The sequence below is a fragment of the Streptomyces spiralis genome (assembly GCF_014654675.1).
Taxonomy (GTDB): Bacteria; Actinomycetota; Actinomycetes; order Streptomycetales; family Streptomycetaceae; genus Streptomyces; species Streptomyces spiralis.
Map to the genome: position 1 here is coordinate 1 of NZ_BNBC01000048.1, position 23,730 is coordinate 23,730.

A 23,730-nucleotide genomic window follows, 5' to 3' on the forward strand; every position below is an offset into this window, starting at 1 on the left:
CCGACTCTATCAGATCTTTCCGACCCGATTTCCTCGGCGCTTTCCAGGTTCCCGCTTCCGCGTTTCCCTTTCCGGCGATTCCGACTCTATCAGATCCTTTTCGACCTGATCCCCAGTCAGCGGGGTTTGACTTCCCGGCCGTTGGGCCGTTCCGACGTTTCAAACCTTAGCGGATCTCCTCGGCGATTCCCAATCGGGTCCTGAGCGGATCCGATCCGGGTCGACGAGTCCCTTTCGAATTGAATTCGGGCGCGCCGAAAACAACCCGTTCGGGAGATCGTGCTGGTGGTTTGGGTGCCGCTGGTGCGGCGGGAGGTGCTGCCGGAGAACCGTTACGGCTCCGCGACAACCCGAAGAACTCTACGGATCCGTGAGAGGGCTGTCAAGTGCCCCCTGTCAAGATCTTTTAGTCGAGGTCGCTGAGCCGTCCGCCGGCGTCCGGCTGGGCCTCCTCGACCCGGCGCAGGAGCCTGGTCAGCACCTCGCCGAGGACCGCGCGCTCCGCGGGAGAGAGGTCCTGGAGGAGGTCACCCTCGAACACCGTCGCCAGCCGCATGGCCTCCAGCCACTTCTCGCGGCCCTCGGGGGTCAGCTCGACGATGACCCGCACACGATTGGACTCGTCGCGCTCCCGGGTGACCAGGCCCTCGGCGACCATGCGGTCGATGCGGTGGGTCATCGCGGCCGGGGTGAGGCCGAGGCGCTTGGCGAGCTCGCTCGGGCCCAGTCGGTAGGGGGCTCCGGAGAGGACCAGTGCCTTGAGGACCTCCCACTCGGCATTGCTGATGCCGAGGGCGGCGGTCTGCCGGCCGTAGGCGACGTTCATCCGGCGGTTCAGGCGGGAGAGCGCCGAGACGATCTTCTCGACCTGGGGGTCGAGGTCCTGGAACTCGCGCTGGTAGGCGGCGATCTGCTCCTCGAGCGTCGGCTCGGTGTCGATGCCGTCGGTGTCGCCGATGCTGCCGGAGGTCTCGCCCATGTCCGCAGTATCGCACGAGGCCGCTGGCATCGAAGTCCTTCGAGGTATAGTCTTCGATGTCGAACTTTAGCTTCGAAGTCTTCGCTTCTAAGTACTGAGGCACTCCAACCATCCGTACCACCTGGAGAGAGGTGAACGTGACCAGGGCGATGGGCGCAGCGATGCGCCGGATCCACGTGGGCAACGCACTCAGCGCGTTCGGGCTCGGCTTCACCGTCCCCTACCTGTACGTCTATGTGGCGCAGGTGCGGGGCCTGGGAGCCATGACGGCGGGGCTCGTCCTCGCCGTCTTCGCCGTGGCCGCGCTGATCGTGCTGCCGTTCGCCGGCAGGGCGATCGTGCGGCGCGGCCCGCTGCCCGTCCTGCTCACCGCCCTGGTCATGGCCGCGCTGGGCGCGCTGAGCCTGGGTCTGGCGGGTCATGCGTGGGCCGTCCTGCTGTCCGCCGGCGCGCTGGGGGCCGGGCAGGCGGTGATGCAGCCGGCGCTCGCGACGATGATCGTGGACTGCTCGACCACGGAGACGCGGTCGCGGGCGTTCGCGATGCAGTTCTTCCTGCAGAACCTGGGGCTCGGGGTCGGTGGCCTCATAGGCGGTCACCTCGTCGACACCACCCGCGTCTCCTCCTTCACTCTGCTCTTCGCGATCGAGGCGGCGGTGTTCCTGCTGCTGGTGGTGCTGATGGCGACGGTGCGGATGCCGCGTGCGCCGCGCGTCGAGGAGGCGCCGACGGAGGCCGGGCGGTCGGCACGGAGCAGCTGGAAGCAGCTGCTCGGCAACCGGGCCATGGTGCAGCTGTGCGTGCTGGGCTTCGTGCTGTTCTTCGCCTGCTACGGGCAGTTCGAGTCGGGTCTGAGCGCCTACGGCGTGGAGGCCGCCGGGATATCGACGTCGGCGCTGGGGACGGCGCTGGCCGCGAACACGATGATGATCGTGGTGGCGCAGTTCGCCGTGCTGAGGTTCGTCGAACGGCGCCGGCGCTCGCGGGTGATCGCGGCGGTGGGCGTGATCTGGGCGGTCGCGTGGGGCGCGGCGGCGTACGCGGGGCTCGGGCACGGCAGCCAGGCGATGGCGACGGCCGCGTTCGTGTCGACGTACGCGCTGTTCGGTCTGGGCGAGGCGATGCTGTCGCCGACACTCGCGCCGCTGGTGGCCGACCTGGCCCCGACGGGTATGGCGGGGCAGTACAACTCGGCGTTCGCCCTGGTGAAGCAGCTCGCGCTGGCGGTCGGGCCGGCGGTGGGCGGCCCGCTGGCTGCGTCGCTGCCGGGACCGTATGTGGTGACGTTCCTGGTGTTCTCGCTGGGGGTCAGCGTCCTGGCGGTGCGGCTGGGGCGTGGGCTCACCGCTGCACAGGACCATCCGTGGGGCGCGCGCAGCCGGGTGGTCGCGCGCGGTGGAGCGGCCGCTCCGGCGGTGACCGCGGAGGCGTGACCCTCCTGGCCGACCACAGCAGCAGCGGCCGTCGCCTTCGGGTGGCGGCCGCTACTGCTGCTTTCTGGGCAGGGTGAACTCGCACCACACCGTCTTTCCGCCGCCCGGGGTCCGGCGGGCCCCCCAGTTGGAGGCGATGGTCGCGACGATGGCGATGCCGCGGCCGGACTCGTCGACGGGTTCGGCGCGGCGGCGCCTGGGCAGGTGGTCGTCGCCGTCGGTGACCTCGACGATGAGGCGGCGGTCGGTGCGGCGCAGCCGCAGGCGCATCGGGGGCGTGCCGTGCTGCAGTGAGTTGGCGACGAGTTCGCTGGCCGCCAGGACGCCGAGGTCGTGCAGGTCGGGCGGGAAGCGCCAGCTGGTCAGGACGCCGGAGGCGAAGGCACGCGCGCGGGGGGCCGCTTCCACTCCGCCGAGGAGTTCCAGCGCGGCGTTGCGGAAGAGTTCGCTGTCCGGGCCGGTGCGGGCGGGGTGCTGCAGAACGAGGACGGCCACGTCGTCGTCGTGGTCGGCCTGCACACCGGCCGAGCGGACCAGGCGGTCGCAGACGACCTGCGGGGTGCCGGTGGCTCCGGCCAGGGCGCGCTCCAGGGAGGAGATGCCCTCGTCGAGGTCCTCGTCGCGGCGTTCGACCAGGCCGTCGGTGTAGAGCACCGCGGTGGCGCCGGGACCGAGCGGGACCGAGCCGGAGGAGTGCGTCCAGCCGCCGGTGCCGAGCGGCGGGCCGGTGGGTTCGTCGGCGCGCAGCACGGTGCCGTTCTCGTCGCGGACCAGGATCGGCAGGTGGCCTGCGGAGGAGTACACCAGCCGGCCCTCGTTGGGGTCGTGGACGGCGTAGACGCAGGTCGCGATCTGGTTGGGGTCGATCTCGGCGGCGAGGCCGTCGAGGAGCTGGAGGACCTCGTGGGGCGGCAGGTCCATGCGGGCGTAGGCGCGGACCGCGGTGCGCAGTTGGCCCATGACGGCGGCGGCCCGTACTCCTCGGCCCATGACGTCGCCGATGACGAGGGCGGTGCGTCCGCCGCCGAGGGTGATGACGTCGTACCAGTCGCCGCCGACGGCGGCTTCGGTGCCGCCGGGCTGGTAGGTGGCGGCGATGCGCAGGTCGTCGGGCTGTTCGAGGACCTGGGGGAGGAGGGAGCGCTGGAGGGTGACGGCGGTTTCGCGCTGGCGGCGCTCACTGGCGCGCAGGCGTTCGGCGGCTTCGGCGTGGTCGGTGACGTCGGTGGCGAAGACGAGGACTCCCGAGCCGACGGTGCGCGACCGGCTCTCGGCCTCGCTGACCGGCGTGCAGGTGAAGGTGTAGGAGCGGCCGTCGGATGCCTTGCGGGACTTCAGGGTGCGGGGCCTGCCACTGCGCAGAACCTGGTCCAGGAGCGGGAGCAGGCCCAGGTCGCGCAGTTCGGGGAGGGCGTCGCGGGCGGGTTCGCCGAGGGGGCGTGCGCCGAAGGCGGAGGTGTAGGCGTCGTTGACGTAGGCGATGCGGTGGTCGCCGCCGTGGACGAGGGCGACGAGGGCGGGGACGCGGTCGAGGACTTCGCGGGCGGGGAGTTCGTCGACGGCGGGCACGGGCGCTGTGCCATCGGCCAGTGGTTCGACACGTGCGGCGGGTACGGAGCCGTCGGCCCGGCGGTCGGCGGTGGTGGTGGCGAGTTCCGTCCGCGCTGCGGCGCGGCGCTGTGTGCCGGGGATTCCGGGGAGCCGGGCGCTCCAGCGCGTGAAGTTCACGAATCCTTGCCTCGTGTCTGTCGTCTCAGGCCGGCTCCGGGCCCGGCGGGGGTGTGGGGCCGCGCGGCGGTGACCGCACGTGGTCGCTGCCCCGGGTGGTGCGGCACAGCGGAATGCGTCCTCGGTTCATCGGGGGTGGACGGCCGACCGCCCCCGGTCGTGGACCAGTCTGGCAGTGCGGCCGCCTCGCGCCGACATCCGTGGGACGCCTGGGCGTCCGGTGGAGTTCCTCTGTCCGGTCAGGACGACCCTTTCGGGTTGATGTTCGGGTCGAGAGGATGCTTTCCACCGGCGGCCAGTTCGAACTCCGCGCGGGGATGTTCCAGTGAACCGAGGGAGACGATCTCCCGTTTGAACAGTCCTGCCAGGGTCCACTCGGCGAGCACGCGGGCCTTGCGGTTGACGGTGGGGACCCGGCTGAGGTGGTAGGCGCGGTGCATGAACCAGGCGGGGTAGCCCCTCAGTTTGCGTCCGTAGACCTGGGCGACGCCCTTGTGCAGCCCGAGGGAGGCGACCGAGCCGACGTACTTGTGCGCGTACGTCTGAAGGGGTTCGCCGCGCAGCGAGTGGGCGATGTTGTCGCCGAGGAGCTTGGCCTGGCGCACCGCGTGCTGGGCGTTGGGGGCGGTGTCGGTGCCGGGTTCGGCGGCGGTGACGTCGGGGACGGCCGCGGCGTCGCCCGCGGCCCAGGCGTGCTCGACGCCGTCGACGGTCAGCTGCGGGGTGCACTTCAGCCTGCCGCGGGCGTCCAGCGGCAGGCCGGTGGCGGCCAGCAGGGGGTGCGGTTTGACGCCGGCGGTCCACACGACCGTACGGGTGGGGAAGCGCTGGCCGTCACTGAGGACGGCGACGCGGTCGGCGCACGATTCCAGGCGGGTGCCGAGCAGCACCTGGATGTTGCGGCGGCGCAGCTGGGTGACCGTGTAGCGGCCCATCTCCTCGCCGACCTCGGGCAGGATGCGATCCGAGGCCTCGACGAGGATCCACTTCATGTCCTCGGGTTTGACGTTGTGGTAGTAGCGGGCGGCGTAGCGGGCCATGTCCTCCAGTTCGCCGAGGGCCTCCACTCCGGCGTATCCGCCGCCGACGAACACGAAGGTGAGGGCGGCGTCGCGGACGGCGGGGTCGCGGGTGGAGGAGGCGATGTCCATCTGTTCGATGACGTGGTTGCGCAGTCCGATGGCTTCCTCGACGGTCTTGAAGCCGATGCCGTAGTCGACGAGACCGGGGATGGGCAGGGTGCGTGAGACGGAACCGGGCGCGAGGACGAGTTCGTCGTACGTCAGCTGCTCGGTGCCGCCCCGCTCCTCGGTGGCCAGGGTGGTGAGGGTGGCGGTGCGGTGCGCGTGGTCGATGCTCTGGACCTCGCCGACGACGATGCGGCACTGGTCGAGGACGCGGCGCAGCGGCACGACCACGTGCCGCGGGGAGATCGCGCCCGCGGCCGCCTCGGGAAGGAACGGCTGATACGTCATATAGGGGTCGGGCGTGACAACGGTGATCTCGGCCTCGCCCCGCCTGAGCTCCTGTTTCATCCGCTGCTGCAGGCGCAGGGCCGTGTACATCCCGACGTAGCCGCCGCCGACAACGAGAATGCGCGCACGTTCCTTCACCATCCCATGACGCACCCGTGACTGTCGTTTGTCCACAGCCCCGACGAATTGTGTGACCGCGGCCCGTGGCCGCGCCGGGTCGGCGAGATCACCGGAGTACGGGGAAGCCGTGCAGGTCAGACGGTACGGGGTGGGCTGTGGCAGGGAACGCAATCGGGACGTATGCGGCCCGTACTCCGATCGAGGGGCGCTCTGTGCGGAACCTGCCCCTTCTGAATTGACCCCCTCTCAACTATGTTCGTGTGTCGACGGGGTGTGGGGGATGTGGTCGAACGAGTCCGCGGGGTCTGTTCTGGTCCCGGCGAGCGGGGTCGGTCGTGCGTGATCCCTGTTCCGCACATCCCGGATTCAGCGGCGGGGAGTCTCCGGGGGGAGACGTCATTACCGGGGGATCACTCATGCACACTCAGGACACTCATTGGTCCACAGCGTCCGCCGTCGCACCCGGTGGCGGGGCGATGGGCGCGGCGGCGGGCAACGGGCGCGGGGACGACGGCCGGTCGGTCCGGACGACGCCGCTGCGCGTGGACGCACAGCGCAATCTCGAGCACGTACTGCGGGCGGCGCGCGAGGTCTTCGGCGAGCTGGGCTACGGCGCGCCGATGGAGGACGTGGCGCGGCGTGCGCGGGTCGGTGTGGGGACGGTGTACCGGCGGTTCCCGAGCAAGGACGTCCTCGTGCGGCGGATAGCCGAGGAGGAGACGGCCCGGCTGACCGACCAGGCGCGGGCCGCGCTCGGCCAGGAGGACGAGCCGTGGTCGGCGCTGTCGCGGTTCCTGCGCACGTCGGTGGCGTCGGGTGCCGGTCGGCTGCTGCCGCCGCAGGTGCTGCGGGTCGGGGTCGCCGAGGACCGTGCCGACGCGACGGCCGGGCCGGACGGGGCGCGGGTGCCGCAGCAGCGGATACAGCCGGGTCCTGGAGAGTTGCGGCTCGTGCCCGACGGGGGCGGGGCGCTCGCGCCGGACGCGGTGGACGACGACGCCGGGGCGGCGGCGCTGCTGGAGGTCGTGGGCCGGCTGGTGGAGCGGGCACGCGCGGCGGGCGAGCTGCGGCCGGACGTGTCGGTCTCGGACGTGCTGCTGGTCATCGCGACGGCGGCGCCCTCGCTCCCGGACGCGGACCAGCAGGCGGCGGCCTCGGCGCGGCTGCTGGACATCCTGCTGGAGGGGTTGCGGTCGCGGCCGGCGTGAGCCCGGGGGGGCGGCGCGTGGTGCAGTGAGGGAGCGTGCCCCGTGCGGGTGAATTCCGGTACCGCGTCGCGGCAAGTCCCCACGGACGAGTGGCGGATCCTTCCTGCTGAGTCCTGACCCATCGCCCTGTGGCAGTCTGACCGGGTGACGGGGACGGCTGGGCTGACGGCGGGGACTATCGGCGATGGGCACTGACGGGCGGGGCGCATCACCCGGTGACGACGAGGCGGATGCGGAAGGTTCGCGCCCGCCTCAGGTGCCGCACCAGGATCCGCCCCAGGTGCCGCACCAGGACCGGCCGCACGTACCGAACCAGGGCCGGTCGTCCGGCGTTCCGCACGGTGGCACACCCGCCCCGGGCGGCTCACCGGCCGGGGGTGCCGCACCGGTGTCCGGCAGTGTCCCGGCCCAGCGCGAGTGGCGCGAGGACGGGATGCTGCCGCCTCCGCGGGAGGTGCCGCCGTCCGACGCCGAGCTGATCGGGTGGATGCGCGGCGGTGACGACACCGCGTACGAGGAGCTGTACCGGCGCCACGCCGACGCCGTGCGCCGCTATGCCCGCACCTGCTGCCGGGACGCCGACACCGCCGACGACCTCACCGCCGAGGTGTTCGCCCGCATGCTGCAGGCGGTGCGCGGCGGCTCCGGACCCGAGCACGCCGTACGCGCCTATCTGCTCACCACGGTCCGGCGGGTCGCCGCGCACTGGACGAAGTCGGCCCGGCGCGAGCAACTGGTCGACGACTTCGCGGTGTTCGCCGCGCAGTCGGCCCGCGCCTCCGAGGTGCCCGACGACGCCGCATCCGCCGGCTCCTTCGGAGCGGGGCTGGACCTGGGCGCCGATGTGCGTGCCATGCACGAGGCCGAGCAGTCCATGGCCATGCGGGCGTTCCGGTCGCTGCCCGAGCGGTGGCAGGCCGTGCTGTGGCACACCGAGGTCGAGGAGGAGTCGCCCAGCCAGGTCGCGCCCCTGTTCGGACTGGACGCCAACGGCACGCGCGTCCTGGCCAGCCGGGCCCGCGAGGGCCTCAAGCAGGCCTACCTCCAGGCGCATGTGAGCACCGCCCTCACCGAGGACGAGGAGTGCGCCCGCTACGCCGACCAGCTCGGTGGCTACGCCCGCGGCAAGCTGCGCAGCCGCGCCGAACGGGGCCTGCGCAAGCACCTGGAGGAGTGCGCCAGGTGCCGGCTGGCGGCCGTTCAGATCGAGGAGGTGGCGAGCGGGATCCCGGCGGTCGTCCCGGTCGCCGTCATCGGCTGGTTCGGTGCCGCCGGATACGCCAAGGCGCTGGGTCTCGTCGCGGGCGGTGCGGGCGCGGCCGGTGCCGCCGGCGCGGCGGGAGCCGCCGTGGCCGCGGGCGGCGGCTCGGCCGGGGGCGCGGCAGCCGGCGCGGGTGCGGGGGCGGCCGCGGCCGGGAGCGGGTCCGGCGGTGGGGCCGGGAGCGGTGCCGTGGCCTCCGAGGGGCTGGGCGCACCGGTGAAGGCCGGTATCGCGGCCGGTGTCGTCGCCGTGGCCGCCGCCGCGGTCGCCTTCGCGCTGGCCGGCCAGGACGCCCCGGCCAGAAAGCCCGCGGCGGCCCCGCCCTCGTCGCCGGTCGTCAGGCCGCAGCCACCGACACCCACCCCGTACAAGCCGACGCCGCCGCCCCGGCCGAAGCCCCCGGTGCGCCCCGCCGCGGTGCGTCCGGCGCCCACGCCGACGCACACGCGGCCACCGGCCCCGAAGCCCGCACCCACGCCGCCGCCCACGCCCCGGCCGTCCCCGACCCCCACGCCGACACCGACCCCGACGCTTCCCCCGCCGCCCGCCCCGGTCGTCTACCAGTGGAACGAACTGGACTACGACATCACCGGTGACGGCACCGGCCCGGAGATGCGGCTGGCCGGCAGCAGCTGGGTGTGGCAACGCCACAGCCTGTCGATCGCCGGCAAGCGTTACACCCACGGGGTGACCGTCCACGGCCGCTCCTCGGTCACCATCGACCTCAACCGCGCGTGCTCCGCCTACGACGCCCTGGTCGGCGTCGACGACCTGACGGCCGGGCTCGGCAAGGTCACCTTCTCCGTGTACGCCGACGGCCTCCGGCTGTGGAGTTCGAGGACGATCGCGGGCGGCGAACCCGCCGTCCCGGTCCATGTGAGCCTCGTCGGCCGTAGCACGGTACGGCTGGCCGTCGAGCCGCACCGCCCCTTCGACACCGTGACGCTCGCGGACTGGGCGCAGTCACGGTTCACCTGCGGGTAGGCGCCGGTCACCGGCGCGTGCGGGGTGGGTCCGTACCGCCTGTGCGAGCTCGGCCAGGACGTCGTCCACGGTGAGGGCGGCGCCGCGGGTGCGCTCGGCGGCGCAGCGGTCGGCGGTGAGGGCCGCGCGGGCCTCGGCCTCGACGCGTTCCGCCAGCACGCGCTCCTGCATGGGGCGGGGGCGGCCGCCGCGCCAGCGGTCGGCTGCGGCGAGCAGACGAACGGCGCGCGGCAGGTCGCCGAGGCGGGCCAGCGGCTCGGCCGCCATGTCGACCAGCCCCGCCGTGACCACCTCCGAACACCGCTGCTCGACGGCCGCGCGCAGCGCGTCGGCCAGTAGCGGCAGCCCGTGCTCGGGGCCGGACTCCGCGACCGCGACGAGGGCACCGACCGCGCCCAGCATCGCCTCGAACTGCGGCGGCGGGGTGCCGCGCTCGGTCTCCGCGCGGGCCGCCTCCCACAGGGTGCGCGCACCCGCCACGTCGCCGTCGTCCAGGGCGATCTGCGCCCGAAGCAGCGCCACGAACGCCCGCGAGTCCGCCACCCTGTGCCGCTCGGCCGCCGCACCGGCCTCGTCCAGGGTGCTCAGGGCACCGGCCCGGTCGCCCGAGCGGTAGGCGATCTCGGCGAGCCGTGCCAGAAGGAACGGCGATTCGGCGTGCGCACCCACCTCGTGGGCGAGCCGCAGCGCCTCCTCGTACTCGCCGCGCGCCTCCTCGTATCTGCCGCGTGCCATGGCCGCCTCACCGGTCGCACTGCACACCTGGGCCCGCATCCAGCGGTCACCCACACGCCGGCTGAGCCGCCGCAGCTCCGCCAGGTCGTCGTCGACGCCGCGCAGGTTTCCCGGGGAGTCGACGACCATGTGGGTGCGGAACATGAGGGTGACCCCGGTCTCCCAGTCCCCGCCGTGGACTCGGCAGTTGGCGACGGCCTTGTCCATGGCGGGCCGGATGTCGTCCGGGGTGCTCGCGTAGTAGACGGTCAGCGGCCAGATCAGGCCGGGCATCCGGGCCGCGCGGGGACCGCCGCCCTCGAAGGCGGCCCGTACGCGGGTGACGTACCGCTGGAACCGCTCGCTGCGCACCTCGTCCGGCGGCTGGGACTCGGAGATCAGGAACAGGTGCAGCATCCGCAGGTCCATGCGCAGGGCGTGCAGCGGGTGGCCGGTCTCCCCGTCCGGGGCGTCGAGGAGGGTGTCCACGGTGTCGACGCCGGCGTCGCGCGCGATGCCCAGGCGCAGGACGCGCTGCGTCCACTCGATGGCCTCCCGGCGATAGTTGCGCAGCCACCAGAACCAGCCCATGGCGAGGACGAGTGCGCCCGCTTCCTCCTCGTCTCCGGCCCCGAGGGCGCGGTCGAGGGCCGCGCGGATGTTGTCCAGCTCGTTCTCCAGACGGGCGATCCACGGCAGTTGGGCCGCCGACCGCAGCAGCGGTTCGGCCCTCTCGACGAGTGCGCGCACCCACGCGCGGTGCCTGCGTTCGGCGGCGGCGCGCAGCTCGGGAACCTCGGCGGCGCGCTCGACGGCGTACTCGTGGATGGTCTCCAGCATCCGGTAACGCATGCCGCCTTCGCCGTCGGCCGGGGTCGCCACGATCAGGGACTTGTCGACGAGCGCCCCGACGAGGTCCGCCACCGGGCCGGTGCACACCGCCTCGGCGGCGGCCAGGTCCCAGCCGCCGGCGAAGACGGACACCTCGCGCAGCGCCGTGCGCTCCCGCTCGTCGAGCAGGTCCCAGGACCAGTCGACGACGGCCCGCAGGGTCTGCTGGCGGGGCAGGACCGTGCGGCTGCCGGCGGTGAGCAGCCGGAAGCGGTCGTCGAGCCGGTCGGCGATCTGCCGGGGGGTGAGCAGCCGCAGTCGCGCGGCGGCCAGCTCGATGGCCAGGGGCAGGCCGTCGAGGCGGCGGCAGATCTCCGCGACGGCCTCCTCGTCGCCGAGGACGGCGTCACCGTCGGGGCGGACGGCGGCGGCACGCTCGGCGAAGAGGCGGTGCGCCTGGTCGGGGAGCAGCGGCTCGACCGGGCGCACCAACTCTCCGGGCACTCCGAGGGGTTCACGGCTGGTGGCGAGGATCGTGAGCCCGGGGCAGCGGGTGAGGAGGGTCTCGGCAAGGTCGGCGGCGGCGCCGATGACATGTTCGCAGTTGTCAAGGATCAGGAGTTCGCCGCGCGGAGCGCAGTACTCGACGAGCAGGGCGACGGGATCGTCCTGCGGGGCCGTCAGCTCGTTGGTCATGAGCACGGTCTCCCGCAGACCGAGCGCGCTGACCACCGCGCCTGGCACCGCCTCCGGCCGGTCGAGCGGCGCCAGCTCGACCAGCCACGCCTGCGGCAGCCCGGCGGCGGCTTCCTCGGCGAGGCGGGTCTTCCCGGAGCCGCCCGGTCCGGTGAGCGTGACCAGACGACCCCTGTGCATATCGGAACGGATGGCGGCGAGTTCGGGTTCCCGGCCCACGAAAGAGGTAAGACGCGGACGGATGTTGCCGGCGCGGTCGGGACGCTGGGCTGTGCGACGGACGGTGCCGGTGCGGTCGGGAAACGGTTCTGCTGCGGCGGGCGCGAGTGCAGGTGCGGACGAGGGCGCAGGCGCGGCTACCGGTGCTGGTCCTGGTGCTGGTGCGGCTTCGGTTGCGCCTCCGGCTGCGGCTGCGGGGCCGGCGGGCGCCGCCGTCGGGGCGAGCAGTTCGGCGTGCAGGGCGCGCAATTCCGGTCCGGGGTCGGTGCCCAGGCCGTCGGCGAGGGCGCGGCGAAATGTCTCGTAGGCGGCGAGGGCGTCGGCGCCGCGTCCGGTGTCGCGCAGGGCGCGGATGAGCAGGGCGTGCAGCGGTTCGTCGTACGGGTGCGCCGCGGTCAGCTCCTTCAGCTCCGGTACGACCTCCGGGGCGCGGCCCAGCCGCAGCCTCGCGTCGGCGCGGGCGCGGACCGCCTCCAGCCGCAGGGCCTCGGGACGGGCGGCGACGGCCCGGTCGGGCAGGTCGGCGAGGGCGGGGCCGCGCCACAGGGCGAGGGCGGCGTCCAGGGTGCGGGCCGCGATGTCGGCGTCACCGCGGTGCAGAGCGGTGGCGCCGTCCCGTACGAGCCGTTCGAAGACGAAGAGGTCGACGTCCTCGCGTTCGGCGGCGAGCCGGTACCCACCCGCCTCGGAGCGGATCGCGTCCTTGCCGAGGGCGCGGCGCAGGCGGCCGACGAGGGCCTGGAGGGCGGCCGGGGCGTCCTGGGGCGGGTCGTCGCCCCACACCTCGTCGATCAGCGCCTCGGGGGCGGTGACCCGGCCGGCCCGCAGTGCGAGAGCGGTCAGCAGGGCGCGCAGGCGGGGGCCACCGACCGGCACGACGGTGCCCTCGGGCATGCCAGTGTCCCGGGACATGCCGGTCCCTCCGGGCATGCCGGTGTCCCTGGACATGCCGGTGCCCTGGTCGTCCTCCGCCTGGGTGACGCCCAGGATTCTGTACCGCACCGGCTCATTGTCACCGGGTGCTCGGAGCGGGGCACGGAGTTTGTCCCCAGGGCGCCTCGGCCGGGACCGGACGATCCCACGGCCGGACACCCCGGCATGAGTCCGTGGAAGGTCCCGGCACCGCCCGTACCGCACCGGCCGTCGCCGTCAGCCACCGGCCACCGGCCACATCCGCCACCGGAAGCCGCTCGAGTCACAGGGAGTGGGGTCGACGACCGCCATGTCACGTCATCCGCCGGACGCCAGCGCGCCCCTCTGCGGTGCGATCCCCGCGGGCACCGCGCGTGCGCGCGCGGGTGTGCCGGTCCAGCAGGTTCCCCGGCGGGCCAGCAGGCGCCGCAGCCACACCTCCAGGGACACCAGGTCGGCCAGTCCGTCCAGGGGCAGCGGCTCTCCCTCCGCCGCCGCCCGCAGGGCCTTGCGGACCACCCGCGCCTCCACCAGGCCGGCCTGCGCGAGCAAGGGGGTCGCGAACAGGGCCATCAGGTCGTCCACGGCCACGCGCAGGCCCGTGCGGGCCGCGACCGCCGACGGGGCGTGGGAAGGGGCTCCCCAGCCGGGGGGCAGCTCGCCGACTCCGGCGCCCTCCAGGACCGTACGCAGGATGGCCGCCCGCGCCCCCGGCCGCACCCGCAGCGCCTCCGGCAGGACGCGGCAGGCGCGGACCACCTGGTTGTCGAGGAACGGGGCGTGCAGGCGCTGGGAGCGGATCTCCGCGGCCTGCTCCAGGACCCGTAGGTCCGCGGCATGTCTCGCCAGGGCCGCACGCGCGCGATAGTCCCCCGGCCGCTGGCCCGGACCGACCGTCGAACGGCCCGTCGCGCCCTGCAGGAGAACCGATACTTCAGCCAGTGCCTCACCGGTCAGCCAGCGTGCCGCGGGCCCGGGTCTGGCCCAGGTGAGCGCGGCCAGCGAGGCCCCCACCGCGCCCGAGGGCTCGTCGAAGCGGCGGTGCAGCAGCCGCTCGGCGAGCTCCTCCAGTCCCGCGCGGTAGGACGTCCGGGCCAGCCGCCGCGCCGCGCTGTACACGCGCGCGGGGACCATCACCGACCCGTCGGCCTTGGCGAGCGCGGCGACCGGCCGGACCAGGTGGCGCCGACGGCGGTCCATCAGCAGGTCGGCCAGGCGCGCGGGATGGGCGTCGAGCACCTGCCGGGCGCCGTGGCCGGTGAAATGGTCCGCGCTGCCCGAGGCCAGGCGCGCGCGGTGGCGTGCCGCCGTGACCAGTGACGGCCCGGGTTCGTCGGTCAGCGGCCCCTCCAGGTCGGCGTACGGCAGCGCCTCCTCGCCGCCGGTCACCACGACGTGGTGCAGGCGCGGATTGGCGGCGAGCGCCCCGGCCCGCTCCAGCTCGGCCTCCCGCCCGCCGACGGCGAGGTCGTTGAAGGTGACGGCGAGCAGGCGCTCGCCGGCGCCGGTGCCGTGGCCCAGGAGCGTCCCGGGGTTGCCCGGCAGGCCCGCCGCCAGCAGCGCGAGCGTTCCGGAGGCCGGGCCGCCGGACAGGTCCGCGCCGATGCCCGGCACCGGCATGCCGCGGGCCGCGCGGCGCTCGGCGGGCCCCATGCCGGGCACCGGGCCGGGGTCGATCTCGGGCACGTGGCGGGGCGCGGACAGCCGGACGCGCACGGCCTCGACGAGGGCGTCGCGCACCGCGCCGACCGCGCTGTCGGGGTCGGCCGGGGGCGCCGCGACCGCGAGCGAGGCGACCGGCTCGTATCCGGCGACCTCGCGCGCCCCGGTTCGCAGGATCAGCGCGTGCCCCGGCGGAATGCGCCGTACGCCCTCGTACGGCGTGGAGTCGTGCAGCGCCGCCGGTACGTCGGGGGCGGCAAGCAGGGCGGCGAGGTGCCCGAAGTCGAGGTTGGCCTCGACGAGGTCGGCCAGCGGCAGCGCGGCGGTCGCGTACGCCGTGCCGCCGGCCCAGGGGGTGTGGAAGACCGGGCGGGCGCCCGCGAGGTCGCCGCAGACGGTGATGCGGCGGCCCACCTGGACCACCGCCGTGTAGCTGCCGGGCCAGGCGGTCAGATGGCGCAGGGCGCCCCCGCGCGCGGCGAGCAGGCCGACCCGCAGCTGCTCGTCCGAGGCACCGCAGATGCCGAGCACGGCGATCCTGGTCTGCGCGTCGACCCGCACCAGCCGGACCTCGTCCGGACGCCAGTCGCCCACCGCCCACAACGGGTCGGGGTCGCCCCACAGCAGCTGGGAACCCACCGGGTGCACGGTCTCCCCGTCGTACCCGGTGGCGCCCGCGGAGCCGATCCGGTCGGGGCCCGCGGCGGTGCTGCTCCAACCCACCAACCACCGCATCGACGCCTCCACGGACTGTGGACAACCAGTGCACCGAATGAACCGGGTCACCATGCTGCCACGAAGGAGGCGCGCCGGAGGGGAGGCGGAGCCGCCTTCGATCCGCGGTGCGCGCCCCCGCGCGCCTGCCGGGACGATGGCGAACGCCCGTACCGGGCACGGCCGCTGCGACCTGAATGCGCCCCCTGATGCGCTCCCCTCAACACCCCGTGCGCCGTCAAGTGCCGTGGTAGGAGGCGTAATTGGCGGCAGAAAGCGGGGTCGGTTTTCGGCCAAATCCTCGTGGGGGACACGGACGCGCGCACGCTCCGTACATGCTCTGCGCAGTGCGCGGACAACGCACAGTCCGGGAGGCGGAGTTCGCCTCCCGGACCGTTCCGCCGCCCGCGGGGATGAAGGCGGCGGTGTCCCCCAGCCCACTGGATCCAGTACAGCGGGCCGACCCACGCAAGGACCATGGAACCGCTCCCCCGGGTGGCCGGAGAAGAGCGCACGGACGGGCGCACGGCCACACACCGGGGGCACGCCGCAACCGTCCGTGCAGGGCCCGTACTCCCGTACGGGCCACAATCCCGCCATCCGGAAGAATGCCCCTTAACGCTTGGGATGCGGCGAACTACGCTGGGTTTACGAATGCCGCGTGGTTATGCCAGCGCGGCGGGCGTCTGTGTCGAGGGGTGGCGCATGTCCAGGGAGCAACGCGGGCCGAACGAAAAGCTCGGCGCCGTTCTCGCCCTCGCGGGAATCAGCAACGCAGGACTCGCGCGGCGCGTCAACGACCTTGGCGCCCAACGCGGGTTGACTCTTCGCTACGACAAGACCTCGGTGGCGCGCTGGGTGTCGAAGGGGATGGTGCCGCAGGGAGCGGCGCCGCACCTCATCGCGGCCGCCATCGGACAGAAGCTCGGCCGCCCGGTGCCGCTCCACGAGATCGGCCTGGCGGACGCGGATCCCGCACCCGAAGTGGGCCTCGCCTTCCCCAGGGACGTGGGCCAGGCGGTGAAGTCGGCGACGGAGCTGTACCGGCTCGACCTCGCCGGCCGCCGGGCCGGCTCCGGCGGCATCTGGCAGTCGCTCGCCGGATCGTTCGCAGTGACCGCATACGCAACGCCCGCCTCCCGGTGGCTGATAACCCCGGCCGACAGCTCGGTGGCGCGCGAGGCGGCAGGGGCGGAGGGCTCGGGCGCACCGATCAAAGTCGGCCACAGCGATGTGCGGAAGCTGCGGGAGGCCGCCGAGGACGCCAGGCGCTGGGACTCCAAGTACGGAGGCGGCGACTGGCGTTCGTCGATGGTGCCCGAGTGTTTACGGGTGGAGGCGGCACCGCTGCTGCTCGGCTCGTACTCCGACGAGGTCGGCCGCGCCCTGTTCGGCGCGTCCGCCGAACTGACCCGGCTGGCCGGGTGGATGGCCTTCGACACCGGCCAGCAGGAGGCCGCGCAGCGGTACTACATCCAGGCGCTGCGCCTGGCCCGCGCGGCGGCCGACGTGCCGCTGGGGGGATACGTCCTGGCGTCGATGTCGCTGCAGGCGACCTACCGCGGCTTCGGCGACGAGGGCGTCGACCTGGCGCAGGCCGCCCTGGAGCGCAACCGCGGCCTGGCCACGGCCCGCACCATGAGCTTCTTCCGCCTCGTCGAGGCACGCGCCCACGCGCGCGCGGGCGACGCCCAGGCCGCCGGCGCGGCCCTGAAGGCCGCCGAGGGCTGGCTGGAGCGGTCCCGGGAGGGCGACAACGACCCGACCTGGCTCGGGTTCTACGGCTACGACCGGTTCGCCGCCGACGCCGCGGAGTGCTACCGCGACCTGAAGGCGCCCCGCCAGGTCCGCCGCTTCACCGAGCAGGCGCTGTCGAAGCCGACGGAGGAGTTCGTGCGCTCGCACGGCCTGCGCCTGGTCGTCTCCGCGGTCGCCGAACTGGAGTCGGGCAACCTGGACGCGGCCTGCGAGCAGGGCGTACGGGCCGTGGAGGTCGCCGGGCGCATCTCCTCGGCGCGCACCACCGAGTACGTCAAGGACCTCCTGCACCGGCTGGAGCCCTACGGCGACGAGCCCCGCGTGGCCGAGCTGCGGGAGCGGGCACGGCCCCTGCTGATGACCCCGGCCTGAGCCGGAGGGCCGACGAGCCCGGCCTGAGCCGGAGGGGGGACGGGACGTCGGGGCCGGCTCCCGGTTTGAGGGCATTGTCAGTGGCGCAGTGCACTATCGGAACCGGGAGGTGGAGCGGGTGCGGCCGGACATCGCTTACGACTGTGACGTGCTGGTGATCGGAGGCGGGATCGTCGGCCTGGCGACGGCGTACGCGATCACACGCGCCGCGCCGGGCACCCGCGTGACCGTACTGGAGAAGGAACCGGGCCCGGCCCGGCACCAGACGGGACGCAACAGCGGCGTGATCCACAGTGGGATCTACTACCGGCCGGGCTCCCTGAAGGCGCGGTACGCGGTGCGGGGCGCCGCCGAGATGGTCAAGTTCTGCGCTGAGTACGGCGTCGCGCACGCCGTCACGGGCAAGCTGATCGTCGCGACGGAGCGCGAGGAGCTGCCGCGGCTGCACGCACTGGTGCAGCGCGGCCGGGAGAACGGCATCCCGGTGCGGGAGCTGGGCGCGTCCCAGATCGGGGAGTACGAGCCGGAGGTGCGCGGACTGGCCGCGATCCACGTGGGGACGACGGGGATCTGCGACTACGTGGCGGTGGCGCGGCGGCTGGCGGAGGCGTCCGGCGCGGAGATCCGCTACGGGGCGCGGGTCGTGCGGGTGGACCGGCGGCCCGAGCTGGGGGTGGCCGTCCGCACGGCGCGCGGGGACGTCGTACGCGCGCGCGTGCTGGTCAACTGCGCGGGACTGCGGTGCGACGAGGTGGCCCGGCTGACCGGGGACGAGCCGGGCGTGCGGATCGTGCCGTTCCGGGGCGAGTACTACGAGCTCGCCCGCCCGGAGCTGGTGCGCGGGCTGGTGTATCCGGTGCCGGATCCGGCGTTCCCGTTCCTCGGGGTGCATCTGACCAGGGGCATCGACGGGGGCGTCCACATCGGGCCGAACGCGGTGCCCGCGATGGCCAGGGAGGGGTACGGCTGGGGGGTCGTACGCCCCCGGGAGCTGGCGGGGACGCTGAGCTGGCCCGGCGCGTGGCGGATGGCACGGCGGCACTGGCGCTACGGGGCCGGGGAAATGCGGCGGTCGCTGTCCAAGGCGGCGTTCACGGAGGCGGTGCGCAGGCTGCTGCCGGGCGTGGCGGAGGACGATCTGGTGCCGGCGGCCGCGGGCGTACGGGCGCAGGCCGTCCTCCGGGACGGGACGCTGGTGGACGACTTCCTGATCCGGGAGGGGGCGCGGGCGGTGCACGTCCTCAACGCGCCCTCTCCGGCGGCGACGGCCTCGCTGCCGATCGGGCGGGAGGTGGCGAGGAGGGCACTGGAGGTGCTGGCTTCGGTGAGCTGACGGTGGAGGCTTCGGTGAGCTGACGGCGGAGGTCGGTGAGGTGTTCGAGCGGACGGACCGGTTCGAGCCGCCCTGCCCGTAAACTCGGTTTCACTGTGTCTGATGTGTCTGACTCCCTGAACCTGTCTCCAGCTCCCGGGTCCCCGCACGTCCCCGGTGTGCCCGTTCGGCATACCCGGGCCAAGGGGGAGCCGAGGTTTCCCGACGGGCCCAAGGCCGATCCGGCCGGGTCGCACTTCGAGCGGCGGATCCGCAGCTTCCAGCCGCGACGGAGCCGGGTGACCGCCGGGCAGGCGGACGCCCTGCAGCGGCTGTGGCCCCAGTGGGGGCTGGACATCGACGGGCAGCGGGTGCTCGACCTCACCGAGCTGTTCGGCAACGCCCGTCCCGTCGTGCTGGAGATCGGGTTCGGGATGGGCGAGGCCACCGCCCGGATGGCCACCGCGGACCCGGACACCAACGTGCTCGCCGTCGACGTGCACACCCCCGGCCAGGGCAACCTGCTGGCCCTCGCCGACCGCAACGGGCTCACCAACGTCCGGGTCGGCAACGGCGACGCGATCATCCTGCTGCGCGAGATGCTCACCCCCGACTCCCTGGACGGGCTGCGGGTCTACTTCCCCGACCCCTGGCCCAAGAAGCGCCACCACAAGCGGCGGCTGATCCAGCCGGAGTTCCTGACGCTGGCCGCCACCCGGCTGAAGCCCGGGGCGGTCCTGCACTGCGCGACCGACTGGGAGCCGTACGCCGAGCAGATGCTCGAGGTGCTGACGGCGCACCCGGACTACGAGAACACACAGCCCGACGGCGGCTTCGCGCCACGCCCCGCCTTCCGGCCGCTGACCCGTTTCGAGGGCCAGGGACTGGACAAGGGACACGTGGTGAACGATCTTCTCTTCCGTCGCGTACGGCACGGTGTTCTCGGCTGACGAGCCTGTTCGCGTTCCCCGTCGGCAACGAGGCACCGTCGCGCGGCGGCGCCCTCCCTCGTTAGGGTCAATCACGTGGCCACCTGTCCTCCGTACCCGACGCAGCCCAGCGGCAGCGGCCCGGCCCCCGTCGGCGGCCGGCCGCCCCACGCGCACTGGTGGCAGCGACGACGGGTGCGGTACGGCGCCCTCGCCGCCCTGCTCGCGCTGTCCGGGCTCGTCATCCTCGCCCTCGTCCGCCGGCAGACCGGCACGGAGGGGTTCCTGGTGGGGCTCGGGCTGGCCGTACTGCCCGTACCCCTGCTGGTGGCCGCCTTCCGCTGGCTGGACCGGGTCGATCCCGGTCCCTGGCGGAACATGGTGTTCGCCTTCGCCTGGGGCGCCTGCGCGGCGGCGCTGATAGCGATCGTCGCCAACAGTTTCGCGACCAAGTGGATAGCGACGGCGACCGCCGACCCGGCGAGCGCGGACACGCTCGGCGCGACCGTGATAGCGCCGATCGTGGAGGAGTCCGCGAAGGCCGCCGCCGTACTGCTGGTCTTCCTCTTCCGCAGACGCGACTTCACCGGCATCGTCGACGGGGTGGTCGTAGCCGGGGTGACCGCGACCGGCTTCGCGTTCACCGAGAACATCCTCTACCTCGGCACCGCCTTCGGCGCCGACCAGATGGCCGGCGGCCGGGGCATCGCCTCGGTCACCGCGGCGACCTTCTTCGTGCGCGTGGTCATGTCACCGTTCGCGCATCCCCTGTTCACCGTCCTGACCGGCATCGGCTTCGGCATCGCCGCGACACTGACCGGGGAGCGCCGACGCCTGCGGCGCCTGCTGCTGCCACCGGCCGGGCTGCTGCTCGCGATGGGCATGCACGCGTTCTGGAACGGCTCGTCCACCTTCGGCGAGTTCGGCTTCTTCGCGGTCTACGGCGCCTTCATGGTGCCCGCGTTCGGGCTGCTGACCTGGCTGGTCATCTGGACCCGGCAGCGCGAGCTGCGGGCCGTCCGCGAGGAGCTGCCCGCGTACGCCGCCGCCGGGTGGCTCACGCCGGCCGAGCCGTTCGCCCTGGGCTCGATGCGGGCCCGCCGGCTGGCCCGCGACTACGCCGGACACCACCTCGGCAAGCCGGCGGCCCGGACCGTCGCCCAGTACGAGGCGTACGCGACCTCGCTGGCCTTCCTGCGCCGCCGGGGCCGGCTCGGACGGGCCGGGGCCGACTTCGCCGCACGGGAGCGCGAGCTCCTCCACGAGATGTGGCGGCGGCGCGAGGTGGCCCAGCCCGCGCTCGACTACGCGGCCCGGATGACCGCCCCGCCGGTACGGGTCGTCGCACCGCCCTGGCCCGTGTACGGGGTGTACGGGCAGTCCCAGAGGTACGCGCAGCACGGGGCGTACGGGCAGCCGAACGGGCCCGGACTGTACGGCCCCGGCGTGCACACGCCCGGCCTGCCGGGGGCCGGTTCGGCCGGCCCAGGGCACGGCACCGGTGCGCCCGGGCCGGCGGCGCCGCACCCCGGTTACGGCCCGTACAACCCCTACAGAACCCAGCCGTAGGACGGCGGAGAACTCAGCCGCAGGAGGGCCGAGAACCCAGCCGCAGGACGGCGGCCCGGCCGGAGACTCAGGCCGACGCCCTGGTCAGCCGTGCGATCTCGTCGTCCGTCAGACGCAGCTCCGCCACTCCCAGCAGTGCCGGGAGCTGTTCCACCGTCCGGGCCGAGGCGATCGGGGCGGCCACCGTCGGCTCGGCCGCGAGCCAGGCCAGGGCCACCGTGGCGACCTCGGCGTCATGGGCGCGGGCGACCTCGTCGAGGGCTGCGAGCACCTTCCGGCCGCGCTCGGTCTCGAGGTGCTTGGCGGCGCCCTGCGCCCGCGCGCTGTCCACCGTCGCACCGGGCCGGTACTTGCCGGTCAGGAAGCCGGAGGCCAGCGCGAAGTACGGCACGGCGACCAGGCCGTACCGCTCGGCGACGTCCCGCAGCGCGCCCTCGTAGGTGTCGCGCGAGACGAGGTTGTAGTGCGGCTGGAGCGCCACGTACCGGGCGAGGCCCTCGCGGTCGGAGAAGTCCAGGGAGGCCTGGAGCCGCTCGGCGGAGATGTTGGAGGCGGCGATGTGCCGCACCTTGCCCGCCCTCACCAGCTCGTCGAGCGCGCCGATGATCTCCTCGACTGGCACCTCGGGCTTGTCGAAGTGGGTGTAGTACAGGTCGATGTAGTCCGTGCCCAGGCGCTTGAGGGAGGCGTCGGCCGCGGCCTTGATGTTCGCGGCGGACAGGCCCGGGAAGTCCGGGTGCTGGCTGACCTTGGTCGCGATGACGACGTCGGAGCGGTTGCCGCGCTCCTTGACCCACTCGCCGATGATCGTCTCGGACTCGCCGCCCTTGTTGCCCTCCACCCACGCCGAGTAGGAGTCGGCGGTGTCGATGAAGTTGCCGCCGGCGGCCGTGTAGGCGTCCAGGACGGCGAAGGACTGTGTCCGGTCGGCGGTCCAGCCGAAGACGTTGCCGCCGAGGGCGAGCGGGAAGACCTCGAGGTCGGATGAGCCGAGCTTGCGTAGAGACGTCATGCAGGACATCAACTGCCAGGCTGGAGCGGCCCATTCCGCGCCTCGCCGGACCGGACCGCAAAGATCACGTAAACAGGCCTCGGAGCGAGACGCCCCTGGGGGTGTCTCGTCGATCAGGGCGGAGCCGCGAGCCCGGCGTGATCGACGAGGCATCCTCCCAGAGCCTCAGGGGTTGAGGCCCTTCCCCCGCAGCCACGCCATCGGGTCGATGCCGGTGGCCTGGCCGCCGGGGTGGACCTCCAGGTGCAGGTGGGGGCCGGTGACGTTGCCGGTGGCGCCCACGCGGCCGATGACGTCGCCCGTGTTCACCTTCTGCCCGACCGAGACGCTGATCGACGACTGGTGGCAGAACCACAGCTCGGTGCCGTCGTCGAGGGTGAGGATCGTGCGGTAGCCGTAGGACCCGGCCCAGCCGGCCTCGGTGATGGTGCCGCTGTGGATCGCCTTGATCAGGGTTCCGGTGGGCGCGGCGAAGTCGAGGCCGGTGTGGTAGCCGGAGGACCACATGGAGCCGGCCTGACCGAAGGTGGAGGTGATGGTGTACGAGGAGGTCGGCAGCGTGTACTGCCTGGCCAGCTCCGCCAGCCGCTCCGCCTCGGCCTTCCTCTTGGCCTCCTCCTCCGCCTTCTGCTTCGCGGCGGCGGCCTTGGCCTCGGCCTCCTTCTGCGCCGTGGCGGCGGCCTCCTGGGCCTGCTTGGCGGCGGCGGCCTCGGCGGCGTCCTGGGCCTTGGTCTCGACCTGGGCCTGCTGCTGCTCGGCCTGGGCCATGATGCGGTTGCGCAGGGCCTCGCCCGCGTCTGAGGTGCCCTGCCCGGTCTCGGCGGAGCTCACGCCGACGTCGCTGAGCGCGGTCGCGGAACCCTGGGGGGCTTCGTGGGCGGAGTCGTGGAACAGGGAGCCCACGGCGGGCAGGGACTCCACGGAGGGCAGGTCGGGCAGGGAGATGGAGACCGGGGGCTTGCCCGTGTTGGCACTCGCCATGCCGCCCGCGCCGACGGCGGCTATGACGCCCACGCCGAGCACGGTGGAGCTGCGGGCGAGCCCGCCGCCGCGCTGCTTGGCGACGCGGTGCCGGCCGCGCACGGGGCGGAGGGAGTCCTCGGTGGGGTTCCACTCCTCCCAGGGGCCCTCGTCGGGGCGCCGACCGCCGTATCCGAAGGTCTCGGTGCGCTGGTTCGGCACGAACGGGGCTTCTGGTGCGGGCCGGTTGGACGCCACTCGGGCGTACTCCTTTCCTTCCGTCTCGCCTACCGGGTTAGCTGACGGGTTCGGAGCGGGAAGGTCTCCTACGCGCGTCAACCAGCCGTGCCGTGACGGTGGATGACGCCCGATTCACCCCAAGTTGGTGGTTCCCCGGTTCCCTCGCGGGATTCGGCGCGTGCGCACGGAGCCGCCTTGTGACGGCTGGGACGACCGCGCTGCGTTATCGAACGTTAATAGACGCGAGGGCTCGATTCCAAGCCGTCCGGCTTGATCCTTAAACCTTTTTGGCCAGGACTTTTGGCCCAGGAGTACTGAAAAACGGGCGAGTTGCCTGCGCCACAGGAGTCACAGAGGTTTTGATGGTGACTCAGATGTTATGCGGAGGGATACCGTCCGCTCACTCGGCGTGATGGCCATCGGCGTGGACGCGATGCATACGCGATCGACGCGGACTACCCGAGCAAATCCGGGGCCGGAATCACTCAGTACGGGAACAGGGCCGAAAACACTCAGGGCGGGGAAACACTCAGGGCCGGAATCCACGATCGGATTCCGGCCCTGAGCCTTCAGTAGCGGGGACAGGATTTGAACCTGCGACCTCTGGGTTATGAGCCCAGCGAGCTACCGAGCTGCTCCACC

Annotated in this window: 14 protein-coding genes and 1 riboswitch; of the genes, 7 read left to right on the plus strand and 7 right to left on the minus strand. The window is 73.3% G+C overall.

Going from position 1 to position 23,730, the window contains the following annotated elements; genetic code table 11:
* Positions 1–406 precede the first annotated feature (406 nt).
* The gene (locus IE318_RS35150; protein ID WP_030183763.1) at positions 407–958 is read right to left on the minus strand and encodes a MarR family winged helix-turn-helix transcriptional regulator; all 552 of its coding nucleotides are present in this window, start codon (positions 956–958) and stop codon (positions 407–409) included.
* Between the two features lie 182 nt (positions 959–1,140).
* On the opposite strand from IE318_RS35150, the gene IE318_RS35155 reads away from it, so the two are divergent.
* On the plus strand, positions 1,141–2,412 hold the full coding sequence (locus IE318_RS35155; protein WP_189906949.1) for an MFS transporter: 1,272 nt from the start codon (positions 1,141–1,143) through the stop codon (positions 2,410–2,412).
* 51 nt (positions 2,413–2,463) lie between these two features.
* Here IE318_RS35155 and IE318_RS35160 read toward each other — a convergent pair whose 3' ends face one another.
* Both IE318_RS35160 and IE318_RS35165 read right to left on the minus strand, forming a co-directional pair.
* Positions 2,464–4,140: an ATP-binding SpoIIE family protein phosphatase gene (locus IE318_RS35160; RefSeq protein WP_189906893.1), complete on the minus strand. Its 1,677-nt coding sequence runs from the start codon at positions 4,138–4,140 to the stop codon at positions 2,464–2,466.
* Positions 4,141–4,379: 239 nt separating this feature from the next.
* Positions 4,380–5,756, minus strand: a complete 1,377-nt coding sequence (locus IE318_RS35165) for an NAD(P)/FAD-dependent oxidoreductase (RefSeq protein ID WP_030183757.1) — start codon at positions 5,754–5,756, stop codon at positions 4,380–4,382.
* A gap of 395 nt (positions 5,757–6,151) precedes the next feature.
* Between IE318_RS35165 and IE318_RS35170 the strand changes: the two genes are divergently transcribed.
* Positions 6,152–6,943 carry a TetR/AcrR family transcriptional regulator gene (locus IE318_RS35170; protein WP_189906895.1) on the plus strand — a complete coding sequence of 264 codons (792 nt, stop codon included), beginning with the start codon at positions 6,152–6,154 and terminating at the stop codon, positions 6,941–6,943.
* 184 nt (positions 6,944–7,127) lie between these two features.
* Positions 7,128–9,188: a sigma-70 family RNA polymerase sigma factor gene (locus IE318_RS35175; protein ID WP_189906896.1), complete on the plus strand. Its 2,061-nt coding sequence runs from the start codon at positions 7,128–7,130 to the stop codon at positions 9,186–9,188.
* On the opposite strand, the gene IE318_RS35180 is transcribed toward IE318_RS35175, so the two are convergent.
* Both IE318_RS35180 and IE318_RS35185 read right to left on the minus strand, forming a co-directional pair.
* A complete protein-coding gene (locus IE318_RS35180) occupies positions 9,168–12,650 on the minus strand; it encodes an AfsR/SARP family transcriptional regulator (protein ID WP_229903959.1) in 3,483 nt (1,160 codons plus the stop codon). The two genes, IE318_RS35175 and IE318_RS35180, sit on opposite strands and share 21 nt — an antisense overlap.
* A gap of 228 nt (positions 12,651–12,878) precedes the next feature.
* Positions 12,879–14,957, minus strand: a complete 2,079-nt coding sequence (locus IE318_RS35185; protein WP_189906897.1) for an asparagine synthase-related protein — start codon at positions 14,955–14,957, stop codon at positions 12,879–12,881.
* A 684-nt stretch (positions 14,958–15,641) separates the two neighbouring features.
* On the opposite strand from IE318_RS35185, the gene IE318_RS35190 reads away from it, so the two are divergent.
* From IE318_RS35190 to IE318_RS35205, 4 genes are all read left to right on the plus strand, one after another.
* The gene (locus IE318_RS35190; protein WP_189906898.1) at positions 15,642–17,066 is read left to right on the plus strand and encodes an NsdA family TPR-like regulatory protein; all 1,425 of its coding nucleotides are present in this window, start codon (positions 15,642–15,644) and stop codon (positions 17,064–17,066) included.
* A gap of 88 nt (positions 17,067–17,154) precedes the next feature.
* On the plus strand, positions 17,155–18,399 hold the full coding sequence (gene lhgD, locus IE318_RS35195; protein WP_189906899.1) for an L-2-hydroxyglutarate dehydrogenase: 1,245 nt from the start codon (positions 17,155–17,157) through the stop codon (positions 18,397–18,399).
* 104 nt (positions 18,400–18,503) lie between these two features.
* Positions 18,504–19,328: a tRNA (guanosine(46)-N7)-methyltransferase TrmB gene (gene trmB, locus IE318_RS35200; protein ID WP_189906900.1), complete on the plus strand. Its 825-nt coding sequence runs from the start codon at positions 18,504–18,506 to the stop codon at positions 19,326–19,328.
* Positions 19,329–19,403: 75 nt separating this feature from the next.
* Positions 19,404–20,876 (plus strand): PrsW family intramembrane metalloprotease, encoded by a 1,473-nt coding sequence (locus tag IE318_RS35205; protein WP_189906901.1) that lies wholly within the window; start codon positions 19,404–19,406, stop codon positions 20,874–20,876.
* Between the two features lie 67 nt (positions 20,877–20,943).
* Here the strand turns inward: IE318_RS35205 and IE318_RS35210 are convergent, their stop codons facing one another.
* Entirely contained in the window at positions 20,944–21,888 is a 945-nt protein-coding gene (locus tag IE318_RS35210) for an aldo/keto reductase (protein WP_189906902.1), read from the minus strand.
* Positions 21,889–22,053: 165 nt separating this feature from the next.
* Entirely contained in the window at positions 22,054–23,106 is a 1,053-nt protein-coding gene (locus IE318_RS35215) for a M23 family metallopeptidase (protein ID WP_189906903.1), read from the minus strand.
* An 11-nt stretch (positions 23,107–23,117) separates the two neighbouring features.
* Positions 23,118–23,275: riboswitch (cyclic di-AMP (ydaO/yuaA leader) on the minus strand.
* Positions 23,276–23,730: the final 455 nt, after the last annotated feature.